Genomic DNA, 15307 nt, shown 5'->3' with positions numbered 1-15307 from the left:
GGGCATGCTGGCCGACGGGCGCAAGGGCAATCTCTGGCTCCTCGTCGGCCCCCTCCTCCTGCTCGCCCTGGTGTCGATGTCGGTCGGCAAATATGCCGGCCCGTCGGAGATCGCCGGGGCGCTGCACGCGGCCCTATCGGGACAGCCGAGCGACCCCGTTCTTTCGACCGTGCTTTGGAACGTGCGGCTGCCTCGGGTGGGGGGTGCGATCCTGATCGGCGCAGCACTTGCCGCAGCCGGCGCCACCTATCAGGGGCTTTTCCGCAATCCCCTCGTCTCGCCGGATATCCTTGGCGTTTCCGGCGGTGCCAGTCTCGGCGCCGTCATCGGCATCTTTCTGTCGCTGCCGGTCCTGGCAATCCAGGCGATCAGCTTCGCAGGCGGGCTGCTCGCCGTCGCCGCAGTCTATGCCGTCGGCATGGCAATCCGCGGACGCGATCCGGCCCTGACGCTCGTTCTGGCAGGGATCGCCATCGGCGCCCTCGTCGGTGCCGGCATATCGCTGATCAAGATCCTCGCCGATCCCTATGACCAGTTGCCGGCGATCACCTATTGGCTGCTCGGCAGCCTCACTGCGATCACGCGTCTCGACGTCGTTTCGATCCTGCCGTCGCTTTTGATCGGGCTGGTGCCGCTGGTGCTTTTTCGCTGGCGCATGAACCTGATGACGCTCAGCGACGAGGAAGCCCAGACCTTGGGCGTCGACACGCGTCTTACCCGCGCATTGCTGATCGCGGCGGCAACGCTGATCACGGCGGCGGCCGTCTCCGTCAGTGGCGTCATCGGCTGGATCGGCCTCGTGATCCCGCACATCGCGCGCATGCTGGTCGGCCCGGACTTCCGCCGCCTGCTGCCGGCCGCGATGATATCTGGTGCTGCCTATCTGCTTGTTGTCGACATGCTGGCGCGCAGCATCGCGCTCATCGAAGTGCCGCTCGGCATCCTGACCGCTGCCGTTGGCGCGCCCTTCTTCCTTTGGCTGCTCGCGTCCGGCCGGAGGGCCTGGCAATGACGCTGGACATCAGGGATCTCGCCTTCGGCTATGGCGGACGCACGGTAGGCGAGAATGCCTCCCTGTCGCTTGAGTCCGGCGAGGTTCTGGCCCTGCTTGGCCCCAACGGCGCCGGCAAGACGACGCTGTTCAAGACCATCCTCGGTCTCCTGCCGGTCAAGGCCGGCGATATTCTCCTGGACGGTCGACCGCTTTCCGCCTGGTCGCGGCGCGAACGCGCCAGGCAGATCGCCTATGTTCCGCAGGCGCATGCGGCACTTTTCCCGTTTACAGTGCTGGAGGTGGTGTTGATGGGGCGAGCCGCTCGCCTCGCGCCGTTCTCATCGCCTGGCGCCCGCGACCGTCGGATTGCCATGGAAGCGCTTGGCGGCCTCGGCGTGGCCCACCTTGCCATGCGCCCCTATACCGAGATCAGCGGTGGCGAACGCCAGATGGCGCTGATTGCCCGCGCACTGACGCAGGAACCCGCCATCCTCGTCATGGACGAGCCGACCGCCAATCTCGACTATGGCAACCAGATGCGGGTGCTTTCGCATGTCCGAGCGCTGGCGGCACGCGGGCTTTCGGTCGTGCTTTCGACGCACAATCCGGATCACGCCTTCCTGGTCGCGGACCGCGTCGCCCTTCTCCACGCCTCGAAACTCATCGCGCTCGGCTTACCCAAGGACGTGTTGACGCCCGCCTCTCTCAAACAACTCTACGACATCGATGTGGTGATCGGCTCGATCGACGGCAGCGACGCCCGTCTCTGTGCGCCGCGCCTCACCACCCCCTCTATAAGGAAAGGAACTGACCATGGTCCGCCAGAACGAAATCCGTGAGAACGAGGTGACCGTGGCACCGCCCGCGGCAACCGACGCCGGTCTCGTCTTTATCGGCCGCATTTCCACGCCCTGGACCTCGCGCATGGAAACCCCTCGCCAGGGTCGGCATGACGGCCCGGTCTGCCGTATCGAAATCTTCGAACCCTGGGTCCTGGCGCTGAAAGGCGTGGAGGCGTTCGAGCGGCTGGAAATCCTCTACTGGCTCGACCGTTCGCGGCGCGATCTGGTGTTGCAAAGCCCAGCCAGCAACGGCGAAGTGCACGGAACATTTTCACTGCGCTCGCCGGTTCGGCCGAACCCGATCGGCACCTCGATCGTCAAGCTCGAAGCCGTGGAAGGCTCGAGCCTTCTCGTGCGCGGCCTTGATTGCCTCGACGGTACGCCACTCATCGATCTCAAGCCCGACCGGACGCTGTTCAAGCCGATTGCGCCGCCGCAACGCGGCGACTTCGAGACCGGCGACGGCAACGCGCATTACTGCCAGAAGGCGTGATCCGGTCGCGATTTGGCAGGGCGCGACGGTCGATCCGCGCGCCCTTGCCGCAAGCGTATCAGTCGATACCGACCATGACATCCGAGGCCTTGATGACCGCGTAGGCTTCGCCGCCGACCTTCAGGCCAAGTTCGTCCACCGACTCGTTGGTGATCGCTGCAGTCACGATCGAGCCGCCGACGTCGATCCGGACATGGGCGGTGGTTGCGCCCTTGATGACTTCGACAATCTTGCCCTTGAGGCGGTTGCGCGCGCTGATTTTCATGCGGTTCTCCTTCGTGTTGACCAGGCTGAATGTCGCGGTCACCGCATTCAGCCGCTAGGCCAGACGGGGTTTACCCCGGATCGCGGCTGCGAATAGCGGCGCTCGAGGCGAAACAGTATCACCGTCGCGCATGGACGTGCAGTCTCCCCGCAGCATTGTCAGGTCAATCGCGGAGCGTGACCCACACCGGCGCATGATCGCTCGCACCCTCCATGCCACGAACCTCCCGGTCGATGCCGGCACCGGTAAGCTTGCGGGAAAGCTTGCGGCTGAGCAGCATATGATCGAGCCGAAGGCCCGCGTCGCGCTGCCAACGGTTCCGGCGATAGTCCCAGAAGGTGAAAAGCTGGTCCTTCGGGTGGATCTTGCGCAGCGCATCGAGCCAGCCCTGGTCGAGAAGTTCGCCGAATGCGGCGCGGCTTTCGGGCTGGACCAGCGCATTGTCGTCATAGGAGGTTGTCGGGTAGATGTCGCGCGGCTCCGGAACTATGTTGTAGTCGCCGGCAAGCACGACAGGCAGATCGAGGGCGAAGAGTTCGGCGGCATGTTTGGCCAGACGCTCGTGCCAGGCAAGCTTGTAGACGAACTTGGGGCCTGGCTGTGGGTTGCCGTTGGGCGCGTAGAGACAGGCGACCAGGATGCCGCTGACGGCAGCCTCGATATAGCGCGCCTCGGCATCCGACGGGTCGCCGTCGAGCCCGACACGGGTCAGCACCGGCTCGCTGTCTCGGGCGAGGATCGCCACACCGTTCCACGCGGATTGTCCCTGCCGCACGGCGCCGTAGCCGGCCGCTTCGATCGCCGAGCGCGGGAACTGGCGATCGAGCGCCTTCAACTCTTGCAGACAGACGATGTCCGGCTCCGCCTCGCCCAGCCAGGCGATCAGGTTGTCGAGCCGCCTGTTGATGCCGTTGATGTTGAAGGTGGCGATCTTCATTCCGGCGATCGGATCAGCGTGTCAGCCGGGCAGCCCAGGCTGCCACCGCATCGGCCAAGGTCCTCAAATGATCGGCGGTCGAAAAGCCGGAAATGCTCTTGCGCGGTTTGAGATCATGGTCTCCGTCCTCGAGCCACAGGACTTCGATCGCATCGGAAAGCACGTAGTTCTGCACTTCCTCGCGCGTGCCGAATTCGTCGCGGGTTCCCTGGCAGATCAGCGTCGGCGTCTTGAGGCCGGCCAGGTGCTTGGTGCGCAGTTGCTCGGGCTTGGCTGGCGGATGGAAGGGATAACCGAGGCAGAGCAGCCCGGTGATCCTGCCGGCCGCATGCAGCGGATCGGCGATCATGCTCGCGACGCGTCCCCCCATCGACTTGCCGCCGATGATAAGTGGGCCTTTGACGTCCAGATCCTCGATGGCGGCGAGATATTCCGGATTGAGCGTGTCGGCGCGAGGCGGCGGCTTGCGCCCCTCAACGGTGCGCCTTGCCGCCATATAGCCGAACTCGAAGCGTGCAACGCGAAAGCCTGCCGTCGCAAGCGCCCCTGCGGTCGCGGTCATCGAAGCCGAATCCATCGGCGCGCCGGCGCCATGGGCAAGAAGGATGGTGACCGCGGCATCGTCGGGTCCGTCGAAGAGAAATTTGTCGCCCATATCAGCCTGTTCTCGGGCGGCTCTGCAGGTCGACATATTGCACGCCGCGCTCCGCCGTTCGCGCCCATTCGCTATCGCTATCGAGTTCGAGATAGCGGGTCCACCAACGCTTCGCCTCCGCGAGATCGCCGGCATCGAATTCGAGTTTCGCCAGGTTGAAGACGGCGTCGGCATAGTCGCCGTCAATCTCGATCGCCTTCCCGAGATGCCTGCGCGCGGCGTCGATCCGCCCCCGTTCGTTCATCAGCCCCGCGAGGTTGAACCAGGCCTCGACGAAGGATGGATCGAGCTTGATGGCGCGGGCGTAATCATGGGCCGCATCTAGCTCCCGTCCGGCTGCCTTCAGGCAATTGGCGCGGTTGAAGGCCGCGACCGAATCCGTCCGGTCCATGGCAAGATAGCGTTGATAGAAGGCCGCAGCCTCCAGGTAGTCGCCATTGGCTTCCGCCTCCTCGGCCAGATCGAAGAGATCTTCCAGGGCGGCATCGTCGGGTGTGTCGAGATCGAAGAGCAATTGCCCATTCAGCTCGCTCAGGCCCTCGGCGCTGCGGGCATAGATCGCATCGGTGCCACCGTGGTGCAGCGAAAGCGCCGTCAACGAGGCGACCGGTCCGGAGCGATGAACGGACCGGGCGATCGCAGTCCAACTCGCGCCGCTGGCAATCAGCTCGGCATATTTCCTGGCGAGAATGAGGTCGCGGAACGAGTAGGGCTCGCTGTCATGCTCGAAAGCGTCGAACAGGGAGAGCAAGTCGAAGATGCGCGGCGAGAGCCTCGCCTGATCGATCAGCGACTGGCGACTAAGCGCGGACGCAGCCGGCACCGACATCAACCCCAAAAGGCGAAGAAAGCCGTTCTCGCTGATAAGCCACCGCCCGGACGAATGTTCGGCATCGAAGCGGGCTTCGATCTCCGCCTCGCTCGATTTGGCAAGCAGGCTGCGGCCGAACACCAGATAGGTCGTCTGGCGCGTCACGCCGCGACGCACGTGGCCGTGCTGGCGCTCGACCTCGCGCGCCACAAGCCGGCGCGGGAAGGCCGACAACGCCCCGACGATACCGAATGTCTGGCCTGCAACAGCCATCAGGCTTTCTTCTTCGCGGCCGGCTTTGCCGCCGTCCGCTTGGCTGGCGCTGCCGCCTTGGTGGTTTGCTTGGCTGCCGGCTCGGCCTTGGGCTTGCTCTTTGCAGGCGGCTTCGACTGCGACAGGCTCGCCTTCAGCGCATCCATAAGGTTGATGACATTGCCGCGCTCAGGGGCTGCCGCAATGATCGGCTTATGACCTTTGAGCTTCTCGCGGATCATCTTCATCAGCGCGATCTCATAACGATCCTCATAGTTCTTCGGGTCGAAGACCGTCATCTTCTGCTGGATCAAGGCTTCGGCAAGCTGCAGCATTTCAGGGTCCGGATGACCAACGGGTACATTGCCGAAATATTCAGCGGTTCCGCGCACTTCGCTCGGGTTTCTCAGCGTACAGACGAACATTCCGGTTTCGCGCGCGCCGATGGTCACGACGCGTTCACGGCTCGAAAGCACCAGGCGCGCGATCGCCACCTTGCCGCTCTTTTTCAGCGCTTCGCGCAGGACGACGAAGGTTTCCTCGGCCATCGCGCCGTCGGGCGCGAGATAATAGGGCGCGTCCTGGTAGATCACGTCGACGGAGCCTTCATCGACGAAGGCCTCGATGTTCATCGTGTGATTGGATTCGATCCTGACGCTGTCGAGATCGCTGTCCTCGATGATGATGTACTTCTTGTCTTCGTATTCGTAGCCCTTGACCAGATCCGAGCGCTCGACGAGCCCGAGTTCCGGATCGACCGGCTTCATGTTGATCCGGTTGTGGGTGTCCTTGTGCAGCTGGTTGAAGCTGATGCGCTCGCTCGAACTGGTCGCCGGATAGAGCCTGACGGGGCAACTGACGAGACTGAGTTTGAGATAACCTTTCCAACTTGCCCTGGGCGCCATTGATGTCTCCTACGCGGCCAAACGCATTACGTCCTCGTTTCGGACAGAAGCGGCAGATCCTTGGCAAAGTCGTCGATATCCGCCCAGGGATCGCCGAAAGTATCCAGAAGTCCAGGCAGCGAAGAATAGTTCAAATCCTCCGGAGCGTCGATAGTCTCCAGATCCGCCCACTGAAGCGGGGCCGAAGCCGGCAGATTGGTGCGTGCCCGCAGCGAATAGGGAGCGGCCGCCGTATGGCTGCGCGCATTGCGATGGAAGTCGATGAAGATGCGCTTTTTGCGGTTTTCCTTGCCCATGGTCGTGGTGAAGGTCTGGGGTGCAGTCGCCGCCAGCCGCGTCGCTATCGCGCTCGTTGCCTGGTGTGCCTTCTTCCAGTCCAGCTTCGGCTTGACCGGCACCACGACGTGGATGCCGCTGCCGCCAGACGTTTTGACGAAAGGAACGAGGCCGATTGCTTCCAGCTCGCCGCGAATATGGACCGCTGCCTCGACCACGTCGCGCCACGAGATCCCCTCGCCGGGATCAAGATCGAAGACGACGCGATCGGGCTTCTCCAAGCGCGTGCGCCGCGAACCCCAGCTATGAAGCTCGATCACGCCGAACTGGGCGAGCGCCAGATAACCCTTCGTGCCCTCGATCGAGAGGAAGGACTTGCTCTCGCCCTCGGAATTGGTCGCGTTGAAGCTGACGATGGAGGGCGGCATGCCGGTGAAGGGATGGCGCTGGAAAAAGCAATCGGCCTGCTTCCCCGTCGGGCAGCGGAAAAGCGACACCGGTCGTCCGAGGATATGCGGCAGCATGAAATCGCCGACGAGCGCATAGTAGACGGCAATGTCGAGTTTGGTCGGTCCGGATCTTCCGAACACCCGGCGGTCGGCGTTGGTCACCTGGATCGTCGCCAGGTCGGCGTCCGTGATCAGCCGCTTGCGCGGCGCCGTCGCCGGGGCCGAAAGCTCGACATCGCGAAGCCCCTTGAACACCGCATGCCGCAAGACATTGTCGGTCGTGCGGTTGGAGTAGTGGATGCGGGCGGATAGCACCGGCCGCACCCAGAGGATTTCCTTGGGCGCACCGTCCAGCGCGGTCTCACCCCCGCGCAAGGCTTGCAGCCGGGCGAGTAATTGCTTGGCTGTCGCCGCATCGAAGCCGGTGCCGACCTTGCCGCGGTAGTGCAGCTCGCCGTCCACCCACTCCCCGAGCGCCAGTGCCGCCAGCCCCTCGGCCGCCTCGGAGACGGTGTAGCCTGCGATCACGAAGTCTTCGCTTTTGAGCGCTTTGGTCTTGGTCCAGGTCTGGGTGCGTCCGCTGCGGTAGGGTGCGGAGGCACGCTTTGATACGATCCCTTCCAGCCCCAGCTCGGCGACCTGATCGTAGAGCCCGCGCCCGTCACCTTCCACATGGTCGCTGAACTGAATGGCGGAACGGCTCGATATCTGCCCTTCAAGCAGCTGCGCCAGCAGACCCTTGCGCTTTTCCAATGGAACTTCGGCGAGATTCCAGCCGTCGAGATGGAGGATGTCGAAGGCATAGAAGACGAGCTTGCCATCGGTCCCGGATGAAAGAGCCTCCTGCAACAGCGAGAAGCGGCTAATGCCCTTGTCGTCGAGAGCGACGATCTCGCCATCGATCATCGCTTCCCGACAAGGCAACTTGCGGAATGCGTCTGGCAGATCGCCGTAGCGTTTCGTCCAGTCGAGCCCGCTGCGCGTGATTAGCCGTACGGAACCATCCGAGAGATCCGCCATCGTGCGGTAGCCATCGAACTTGATTTCGTGCAGCCAGGTCTGTTCTCCCGGTGAGGCCCCGGGCGGTTTCGGGGTCGGGCTGGCGAGCTGCGGCTCGATCCGCTGCGGCTTCGGACCTTTCACAGCGCCCGGCAACGAGCCGGGCTTGAGGACGGCCGGCTTCGCCGCTTTAGCCGGCTTCTTTGGCGGCTCGACCAATTCTTCGATGCGCCGCCCGCTTTTCACGCTCTCCGGGCGTGCCGTCAGAATGTCGACATCAGGATCGGCGGCTGGATCATGCTCTTTGAACAGCAGCCAGTTGCGCGTGTCGTCGTCTCCCGGTTTCGGCTTCAGCCGCGTCAGCATCCAGCCGCCATTGAGCTTTTCGCCGGCTAGACGGAACTTGAACGCGCCGGTTCTCAGGCTCTTTTCGATATCGTCCATCGGTGCCCAGACGCCGGTATCCCAGACGATCATCGGCCCACCGCCATATTCGCCTTCCGGGATGACGCCCTCGAAGTCGACGTAGTCGAGCGGATGATCCTCAGTCTCGACAGCCAGCCGTTTGTCGGCGGGGTTGAGCGACGGCCCCCTGGGGACCGCCCAGCTTTTCAGCACGTCGCCGACCTGTAATCTGAGATCATAGTGATCGGCAGTGGCATGGTGCTTGTGCACGACGAAACGATTGCCCTCCGCGCCACTTCTTCCGGCAGGCTCCGGCGTCCGGGAAAAGTCCCGCTTCGCACGATAGGTCGTGAGTTTCGACGTCGCCATGCAGCAAAGCTAGAACGTGTTCGCAAAGGTCGCAATATCCGCCACGGCCAGGACAGGCGGCACAGAAATTTCGGAAAACAATTGCTTTCTCAACTCGGCTCACCTAAAAATTCGATGAATTTGGAAAGCCGCCATGATCGAAAAGCAGAAGACGCCACGCTCCCGCGGCCGTCCCCAGGTCCGACCGGACGACGAGACGCGCCAGGTGATCGTCCTCGCCGCCGAACGGCAATTCTGCGACTTCGGCTACGAGGCGGCGAACATCAACGTCATAGCTCAGAATGCCGGCGTTTCCACCAAGACGCTCTATCGGCTGTTTCCCACCAAGGCCGATCTCTTCGAGCGCGTCATCTCCCTCAGGATCGCCGAGTTCGTACTGGAAGCCGATGAAGAGAACCTGGAAGATCTGGGCGTAAGGGGTGGCCTGGTGCACCTGCTTGCCGCCTACGGACATCTCGTGCTCTCGCACGACACGATCGCGATCATCCGCCTGGTGCTCGCCGAGGCAGAACGCTTTCCCGAAGTTGCTGCCACCTTCTGGGAACAGGCGATCCAGCGGACAAGTGCCACCTTGGAGCGATGGCTGAGGACGCAGGTGGCCCACGGCCGGCTCGCGGTGGCAGACCCGCGTCTGACCGCAGGCATGCTGCGCGGCATGATGGCGATGGAGCCGCAACGCGCCGTCATGATGGGTTGCCTTGGCACCATCGACGAGGCGACGATCACGGCGCGAGCAGAAAGCTGCGCCGACATTTTCCTGACAGGCGCCTTGCCGAGATAGAGCCGTCGCTCTTCACGGCAAACTTTGGCGATGTCATCCAGCTGTCATCAAGCTGTAACGTGAGACAGTATAACTCTCCGCGCGGAAGCCCTTCCGCCGGACGCATGAGGCGTCGCGACCAGCCTTCGGCATGGCCTCCTCCCCTTGCACGTCCGGTGATTGTTATGCGTTTGTCCGCGAAGCTTCCTCTCGCTGCGGCGGCTCTGGCCGCTTTTTCCATTGCTGCCACCAGTCTTGCCAGCCTGACCGTCAGCGGCAATCTCTCGTCACGCGCGGCAATCGAAAAGCTGGAGGCGCTCGCCGATGCCCGCCGCAACGAGCTACGCCATTACCTCACCACCGTGGAAAACGACCTGCGCAATCTGCAAGCACAGAAGTCCGTCGCCAAGGCGCTAACCGACCTCAATGGCGCAGCCGCCAAGTTCGGGGAAAAGACCGAAAGCGAATTGCAGCGCCGCTATCTGGCGGAAAACCCCAACGCCGAAGACAAGCGCGCCCTCTACAGCTCCGCCGGCGTCGACGACTACGACGCGCTGCATGCGCGCTATCACCCGTTCTTCCGGCGCTTCGCGGAAGCCCACGGCTATCGCGACGTGCTGCTCGCCAATCTCAGCGGCGATGTCGTATACGCCCTCAACAAGAAGCGGGATTTTGGCGTCAACCTCAAGGACGCGGCCTGGAAGGACACCGGGCTTGGCCGCGTCTTCCGGGAAACGGCCGAGGGAACGGACAAGAGCAAGCTCGCCTTTGCGTCCTACGAGGCCTATTCGCCGCTTGGCGGCAGCCCCGCTGCGTTCGTCGCCACCCCCCTGGAATCGATCGACGGCAAGATCGGCACGCTGATCCTCGAAATGCCGGATGGGCGCATCGGCGAAATCGTCGGCAACCGCACGGGCCTTGGCGAAACCGGCGAAACGATTTTGCTCGACAGTAACGGGTTCTTCCTCGCCGACAGCGCCGCCACACCCGGCAACGATATGCTGAACGCCCGGATCGTGGTTGAGCAGCCGGCGGAAGACGGCATCGTCAGCAGCAGGCTTGCGGATTTCCGCGGCGAGGAAGCCCAGATGGCGGCCACCAACCTTGATGCTTTCGGCACGCGCTGGACCATTGCTGCGGTCATGACCTCGCAGGAGGCCTTTTCCGCGGTTACCGCCTTGCGCAACTGGACGCTCGCGACCGCGCTTGCCGTCCTCGCGGCTGCGCTGGCGATCTCCATCTGGTACTCGCGCCGACTGACGCACCCGATTACCGGTCTCGTCCGCGACATGAGCAGGCTCGCCGATGGCGACACGACGATCAGCGGTGTTGGCGGTACCCGCAAGGACGAGATCGGTGACATGGCCCGCTCCGTCCTTGTTTTCCGCGACGCTCTTCGCGACCGTGCCCGCCTCGAAACCGAGGCAGCGGAGACGCAAACCATGATCGAGGAGGAACGGCACGGCCGCGAGACGACCCAGGCCGAGGTATCGCGCCAGATCAACGAGGCCGTCGAAATGCTGGCCTCGGGGCTCGAACGTTTGTCCCACGGCGATCTGACGGCCCGCATCGACCGCCCCTTCGGCGCCGGCTTCGATCGCCTGCGCTCGGACTTCAACCTGTCGCTGGAGAGCCTGGCGGTCACGCTCGGTGACGTGAAGGCGAGAAGCGCCGAGATCGACGGCGAGACCGGCGAGATGCGCGACGCCATCGGCCAACTCGCCAAGCGCACCGAACATCAGGCGGCGACGCTGGAGGAAGCGACCGCGGCGCTCGGCGCAATCACCGCCACCATCGGCCGCACCGCAGAACACGCCACATCCGCAACCACGATCGCCGCCGCTGCCAAGGCGAGTTCCGATCGTTCGGGTCAGGTGGTGATGAACGCCGTCTGCGCCATGGCCCAGATCGAGAAGGGATCGGTCGCCATCTCTCAGATCATCGGCACGATCAACGATATCGCCTTCCAGACCAACCTCCTGGCGCTGAACGCCGGGGTCGAGGCGGCGCGTGCCGGCGAAGCGGGTAAGGGCTTTGCGGTCGTTGCCCATGAGGTGCGGGAACTCGCGCAGAAGTCGGCGCAGGCCGCCCGGGAGATCAAGGCGATCATCACCGCGTCGGCCGAGGAAGTGGCGAAGGGCGTTTCTCTCGTCAGGGCCGCTGGCGACGCGCTCGACGAAATCTCCGGTCAGATCCACGCGATCAACGAGCAGACGCTGCAGATCGCGGGCGACGCGCGCAACCAGGCAACCGACCTGCAGCACATCAACCAGACCATGCTGTCGCTGGACGCCGTGACCCAGCAGAACAATGCGATGGTCGAGGACAGCACCGCCATGACCCACAGGCTCTCAGGCCAGGCATCCGGCCTGTTCGATCTGGTCGAGCGCTTCCGCACGACATCCAGCGGACGTCGATCTGAAACGGCCGCGGTGGAGCGGGCTGGCCTTCGCCGCACGGCCTAGCACCGCACATCGGCGCCGCCATCCAGACGCATGGCTGCCACCGCTTTGGCGCCGCGACCACGGCCTTGACGCTTCGCCGAACGCATTTTACGCCATGGCGGGAGTGCTCATGGAGCGCGGGGAAACCATGCGGATAGCCAGCCTTGCGATGTATGTCAGCCCTCAGCCGCTCGCGGCCGCAACGGCAACGCTCTGGGCGTTCCTGCGCGACGACCTGCGGCGCGAGGGCCTGACGGATGTGCCCGACCGATTGGACGCCGTCCTCCATCATGCCGATGCCTGGCTTCATCCGGCGCTGCTGCTCGCGCAAACCTGCGGCTATCCCTACGTGCGGCATTTGCGCGGCAAGGTTCGCCTTGTCGCTACGCCGGTCTACGGGCACCCGGGCTGCGACGGGCCCGACATGTGCAGCTTCGTCATCGTGCGAGCAAACGCACCGGTCCGTTCCCTCGAAGATCTCCGGGGGACACGGGCTGCCATCAACGATCCGATCAGCAATTCCGGAACCAACCTGTTGCGCGCCGCGATCGCGCCCCGCAGCCGCAATGGCCGGTTCTTCTCCTCTGTTGCCGAAACCGGCAGCCATTTGGCAAGCATAGATGCGGTTGCATCGGGCACTGCCGACGTGGCCGCCATCGACTGCGTGACCTATGGCAACACGCAACGTTTTGATCCGGAACGCGTGGCCGGTCTGCGGGTCTTGACCGCCACCGCCAGCACGCCGGGCCTGCCTCTCGTCACCCGCGGCGACGCCTCGGACGACGAGCTTTTGCTGCTGCGCAGTTCACTCGGACGGGCGATCACGGAGCCCCATTTGGCTGAGGCCCGCGCTGTGCTTTCCCTAAAAGACTTCGCGGTTCTGTCGGATGCCGATTACGAGCCTGTGGCGGAACTGGCGCGGTTCGCGCATCGTCTCGGCTACCCCGAGATCGCCTGAAGACGCGCAGTTGAGTTCAGGTACGTCAGCCTGCCTGTGCCAGCGCCACCGCATCGTCGCCGGCCGGGAAATGGAGCTGGCCGGACAAATCGTTCGCCGCTTGCCAGACGGCCTCCGCGACGTCGGCCTCGGTCGTCACCAGAGACGGTGCTGCAAATTGGGCGAAGATCGGCGCTGCGAATTCGGCATAGGCCTCGGGGATCAGGTCCTCGACCCGCATCGTCGTGTTGTGAGCAAAGCGCGTGGTTGGCGCGTAACCTGGCTCGACCAGCTTGACACGGATATCGAAGGCGGCAAGCTCGTGGGCAAGCGAACCGGTGAAGCCAGTGATCGCCGTCTTGCTGGCGGTATAGGCGGCAGCCAGCGGCATGGAAGCAAGCGTCACGCTGGAGGTGACGTTGACGACGACGCCGGACCGGCGAGCACGGAACTGCGGGATCACCGCCTGGGTCATCGCCATCACGCCGAAGGTATTGGTGTCGAAGACCTTGCGGATATGGGACATCGGCGTTGCCTCGAAGGCACCCACCACGCCGATGCCCGCATTGTTGACGAGCGCATCGATCGGACCGCTTTCCGCGATGGCGGCTGAGACGCTGTCGGGATCGGTGACATCGAGTGCCAGCAAACGAAGCCGCTTCGAATTCGGCAGAATATCGTGTCGGGGCGAGCGCATCGTGGCAATCACGCCCCAGCCTTCGGCATGAAAGCGGCGCGCAGTCTCCAGCCCGTAGCCGGAAGAGCAGCCAGTGATCAGTACGGTCTTCATAGCGGTATCCTTCGTGGTTGCGATGGAAACGGAGTACTGCGCGGACTGCGGACGTTCTACGGCTTGAAGTCCTGATTTTATTTGCTAGCATCCTGAAATGACCGATCCTCTCTCGCAGCTCATTCAGCTTCTCCGCCCACGCACAGTGTTCACCAAAGGCATCAGCGGTGCCGGCCGCTGGGCGGTTCGCTACTCCGAATTCGGTCATCCGAGCTTTTGTACCGCCATCGAGGGATCGTGCCGGCTGGCAGTCGATGGCGCGGCGCCGGTGACGCTGCAGGCGGGCGACTTCGTGTTGTTGCCTCGCACGCCCGGCTTCACCATCTCGGGCTTCGATCCGGTTCAGCCGACCTTCATCGATCCCAAGGCGGCGCCGTCACCGGTCGGCGAAGTTCGCCATGGCAGGCAGGACGGCGAACCGGACGTGCGCCTGCTCGGCGGCTATTTCGTCCTCGAGTCGCCCGACGCCGGACTGCTCGTTTCGCTGCTGCCGGCATTGATGCATCTGCGCGGGATAGAACGGCTTTCGACGCTCATCCGCATAGTGGGCGAAGAAGCACGCGACGTACGCCCGGGCCACGACCTGGTCCTCGCACGCCTTGTGGAAGTGATGCTTGTCGAGGCGCTTCGATCAATTGAAGGGGAGAGCGCGGCACCCGGCCTGTTGCGCGGGCTGGGAGATGCGCGGCTGGCGGTGGCCATTCGCCAGATCCACGCCGATCCCGCCCATCCCTGGACCGTGACGGAGCTGGCGCACGAGGCCGCACTGTCGCGCTCCGTCTTCTTCGAGCGCTTCACGCGCGCCGTCGGCGTGCCACCGATGGAGTATCTGCTCGTCTGGCGCATGGCGATCGCCAAGGACCTGCTGCGGCAACGCGAACTGGATCTTGCCGCCGTCGCCGAACATGTCGGCTACAGCTCGGCAAGCACCTTCAGCACGGCCTTCAGCCGCCATGTCGGGCAACCGCCAGGGCGCTACGCGCGCATGGCGGCTGCCCGATAACGCCGGCACGGCTTCTCGTGAGAATTGTCTCAAATACAGAAGTCAGCCACATTTACACCCTGCTCTCTGGCCTATAGACGAGCCTTGGGGCCTGTAAACGGACCCCGGGCCAACAGAGAACCGCACCTCATGCTCCGACGCCTGTACGATTGGACAATGTCGCTCGCCACACGGGAAACCGCCATTGTCTGGCTTGGCATCATTGCCTTTGTGGAAAGCTCGATCTTCCCGGTTCCGGCCGATCTTCTCTTGATCCCGATGGCGCTGGCGCGCCCGGAACGGGCCTGGCGCTATGCGCTCGTGGCGACGGTCTGCTCGGTACTTGGCGGCATCGCCGGCTGGTATCTCGGCCATTATGCCTTCGACACCATCGCAAGGCCATTGCTCGAGTTCTACGGCAAGCTCGACACCTTCGAGCACCTGAAGGCCTCGGTCGACAGCGAGATGCTGGCATTGCTGCTCGTCACCTCGGGCCTGGCGCATCTGCCGCCGATCAAGGTCGTGACCATCCTTTCAGGCGCCGCCAACATCAATCTCGGCCTGTTCATCGTCTCGGCGATCATTGCCCGCGGCGCGCGATTCTTCCTGCTCGCCTGGCTGCTGCGCCGTTTCGGCGAAGAGATCCGGGATTTCCTCGAAAGGCGTCTTGGCGCGCTGGCGGGCGCGGCGGCGACAGTCCTGATCTGCCTCTTCGCCGCACACCGCTTTCTGTCCTGACGGA

General features: G+C 63.8%; 15 protein-coding genes. 8 read left to right on the top strand and 7 right to left on the bottom strand.

Going from position 1 to position 15307, the window contains the following annotated elements; genetic code table 11:
- Positions 1-4: 4 nt before the first annotated feature.
- Genes IB262_RS22940 through tsaA form a run of 3 tightly spaced genes read left to right on the top strand, consistent with a single transcriptional unit; the run spans position 5 to position 2329 of the window.
- The gene (locus tag IB262_RS22940; protein ID WP_246802688.1) at positions 5-1012 is read left to right on the top strand and encodes an iron ABC transporter permease; all 1008 of its coding nucleotides are present in this window, start codon (positions 5-7) and stop codon (positions 1010-1012) included.
- On the top strand, positions 1009-1833 hold the full coding sequence (locus IB262_RS22935; RefSeq protein ID WP_192493809.1) for an ABC transporter ATP-binding protein: 825 nt from the start codon (positions 1009-1011) through the stop codon (positions 1831-1833). Before IB262_RS22940 ends, IB262_RS22935 begins: the two co-directional genes overlap by 4 nt.
- Positions 1808-2329, top strand: coding sequence for a tRNA (N6-threonylcarbamoyladenosine(37)-N6)-methyltransferase TrmO (tsaA, locus tag IB262_RS22930; protein ID WP_113136222.1), 522 nt, complete (start codon positions 1808-1810; stop codon positions 2327-2329). Before IB262_RS22935 ends, tsaA begins: the two co-directional genes overlap by 26 nt.
- 58 nt (positions 2330-2387) lie before the next feature.
- Here the strand turns inward: tsaA and IB262_RS22925 are convergent, their stop codons facing one another.
- From IB262_RS22925 to ligD, 6 genes are all read right to left on the bottom strand, one after another.
- Positions 2388-2594, bottom strand: coding sequence for a molybdopterin-binding protein (locus IB262_RS22925; RefSeq protein WP_034799649.1), 207 nt, complete (start codon positions 2592-2594; stop codon positions 2388-2390).
- 163 nt (positions 2595-2757) lie between these two features.
- Positions 2758-3531: an exodeoxyribonuclease III gene (gene xth / locus IB262_RS22920; protein WP_192493808.1), complete on the bottom strand. Its 774-nt coding sequence runs from the start codon at positions 3529-3531 to the stop codon at positions 2758-2760.
- Positions 3532-3544: 13 nt separating this feature from the next.
- Positions 3545-4186 (bottom strand): alpha/beta family hydrolase, encoded by a 642-nt coding sequence (locus IB262_RS22915; protein ID WP_034799647.1) that lies wholly within the window; start codon positions 4184-4186, stop codon positions 3545-3547.
- 1 nt (position 4187) lies between these two features.
- On the bottom strand, positions 4188-5270 hold the full coding sequence (locus IB262_RS22910; protein WP_112772181.1) for a tetratricopeptide repeat protein: 1083 nt from the start codon (positions 5268-5270) through the stop codon (positions 4188-4190).
- Positions 5270-6154 (bottom strand): Ku protein, encoded by an 885-nt coding sequence (locus IB262_RS22905; RefSeq protein WP_034799645.1) that lies wholly within the window; start codon positions 6152-6154, stop codon positions 5270-5272. The genes IB262_RS22910 and IB262_RS22905 overlap by 1 nt, the downstream gene beginning before the upstream one ends.
- Positions 6155-6180: 26 nt before the next feature.
- Positions 6181-8652, bottom strand: coding sequence for a DNA ligase D (gene ligD / locus IB262_RS22900; RefSeq protein WP_192493807.1), 2472 nt, complete (start codon positions 8650-8652; stop codon positions 6181-6183).
- A 133-nt stretch (positions 8653-8785) separates the two neighbouring features.
- On the opposite strand from ligD, the gene IB262_RS22895 reads away from it, so the two are divergent.
- The 3 genes from IB262_RS22895 to IB262_RS22885 all read left to right on the top strand — a co-directional run bounded on the left by IB262_RS22895 (position 8786) and on the right by IB262_RS22885 (position 12814).
- On the top strand, positions 8786-9433 hold the full coding sequence (locus IB262_RS22895) for a TetR/AcrR family transcriptional regulator (protein ID WP_112985875.1): 648 nt from the start codon (positions 8786-8788) through the stop codon (positions 9431-9433).
- Positions 9434-9597: 164 nt separating this feature from the next.
- Positions 9598-11877, top strand: coding sequence for a methyl-accepting chemotaxis protein (locus tag IB262_RS22890; RefSeq protein WP_192493806.1), 2280 nt, complete (start codon positions 9598-9600; stop codon positions 11875-11877).
- A 127-nt stretch (positions 11878-12004) separates the two neighbouring features.
- Positions 12005-12814, top strand: a complete 810-nt coding sequence (locus tag IB262_RS22885) for a PhnD/SsuA/transferrin family substrate-binding protein (RefSeq protein ID WP_060518324.1) — start codon at positions 12005-12007, stop codon at positions 12812-12814.
- Positions 12815-12839: 25 nt separating this feature from the next.
- Here the strand turns inward: IB262_RS22885 and IB262_RS22880 are convergent, their stop codons facing one another.
- Positions 12840-13583: an SDR family oxidoreductase gene (locus IB262_RS22880; RefSeq protein WP_112974760.1), complete on the bottom strand. Its 744-nt coding sequence runs from the start codon at positions 13581-13583 to the stop codon at positions 12840-12842.
- 97 nt (positions 13584-13680) lie between these two features.
- Here IB262_RS22880 and IB262_RS22875 point away from each other — a divergent pair, with 97 nt between their 5' ends.
- Positions 13681-14586, top strand: a complete 906-nt coding sequence (locus IB262_RS22875; RefSeq protein WP_192444851.1) for an AraC family transcriptional regulator — start codon at positions 13681-13683, stop codon at positions 14584-14586.
- Positions 14587-14715: 129 nt separating this feature from the next.
- Complete coding sequence (locus IB262_RS22870; RefSeq protein ID WP_034799640.1) at positions 14716-15303, top strand: YqaA family protein; 588 nt, start codon at positions 14716-14718, stop codon at positions 15301-15303.
- Positions 15304-15307: the final 4 nt, after the last annotated feature.

Origin of the sequence: Ensifer sp. ENS02 (assembly GCF_014851885.1) — a bacterium.
Taxonomy (GTDB): domain Bacteria; phylum Pseudomonadota; class Alphaproteobacteria; order Rhizobiales; family Rhizobiaceae; genus Ensifer; species Ensifer adhaerens.
The sequence above is the reverse complement of the archived record's forward strand: the minus strand, read 5'-3'. Positions and strand labels throughout refer to the sequence as shown.

Coding starts and splice junctions, on each gene's coding strand:
- tsaA (WP_113136222.1), top strand. CDS start 1,808: ATGGTCCGCCAGAACGAAATCCGTGAGAACGAGGTGACCGTGGCACCG.
- ligD (WP_192493807.1), bottom strand. CDS start 8,652: ATGGCGACGTCGAAACTCACGACCTATCGTGCGAAGCGGGACTTTTCC.
- IB262_RS22875 (WP_192444851.1), top strand. CDS start 13,681: ATGACCGATCCTCTCTCGCAGCTCATTCAGCTTCTCCGCCCACGCACA.
- IB262_RS22910 (WP_112772181.1), bottom strand. CDS start 5,270: ATGGCTGTTGCAGGCCAGACATTCGGTATCGTCGGGGCGTTGTCGGCC.
- IB262_RS22895 (WP_112985875.1), top strand. CDS start 8,786: ATGATCGAAAAGCAGAAGACGCCACGCTCCCGCGGCCGTCCCCAGGTC.
- IB262_RS22870 (WP_034799640.1), top strand. CDS start 14,716: ATGCTCCGACGCCTGTACGATTGGACAATGTCGCTCGCCACACGGGAA.
- IB262_RS22935 (WP_192493809.1), top strand. CDS start 1,009: ATGACGCTGGACATCAGGGATCTCGCCTTCGGCTATGGCGGACGCACG.
- IB262_RS22890 (WP_192493806.1), top strand. CDS start 9,598: ATGCGTTTGTCCGCGAAGCTTCCTCTCGCTGCGGCGGCTCTGGCCGCT.
- IB262_RS22905 (WP_034799645.1), bottom strand. CDS start 6,154: ATGGCGCCCAGGGCAAGTTGGAAAGGTTATCTCAAACTCAGTCTCGTC.
- IB262_RS22885 (WP_060518324.1), top strand. CDS start 12,005: ATGCGGATAGCCAGCCTTGCGATGTATGTCAGCCCTCAGCCGCTCGCG.
- IB262_RS22940 (WP_246802688.1), top strand. CDS start 5: ATGCTGGCCGACGGGCGCAAGGGCAATCTCTGGCTCCTCGTCGGCCCC.
- xth (WP_192493808.1), bottom strand. CDS start 3,531: ATGAAGATCGCCACCTTCAACATCAACGGCATCAACAGGCGGCTCGAC.
- IB262_RS22880 (WP_112974760.1), bottom strand. CDS start 13,583: ATGAAGACCGTACTGATCACTGGCTGCTCTTCCGGCTACGGGCTGGAG.
- IB262_RS22915 (WP_034799647.1), bottom strand. CDS start 4,186: ATGGGCGACAAATTTCTCTTCGACGGACCCGACGATGCCGCGGTCACC.
- IB262_RS22925 (WP_034799649.1), bottom strand. CDS start 2,594: ATGAAAATCAGCGCGCGCAACCGCCTCAAGGGCAAGATTGTCGAAGTC.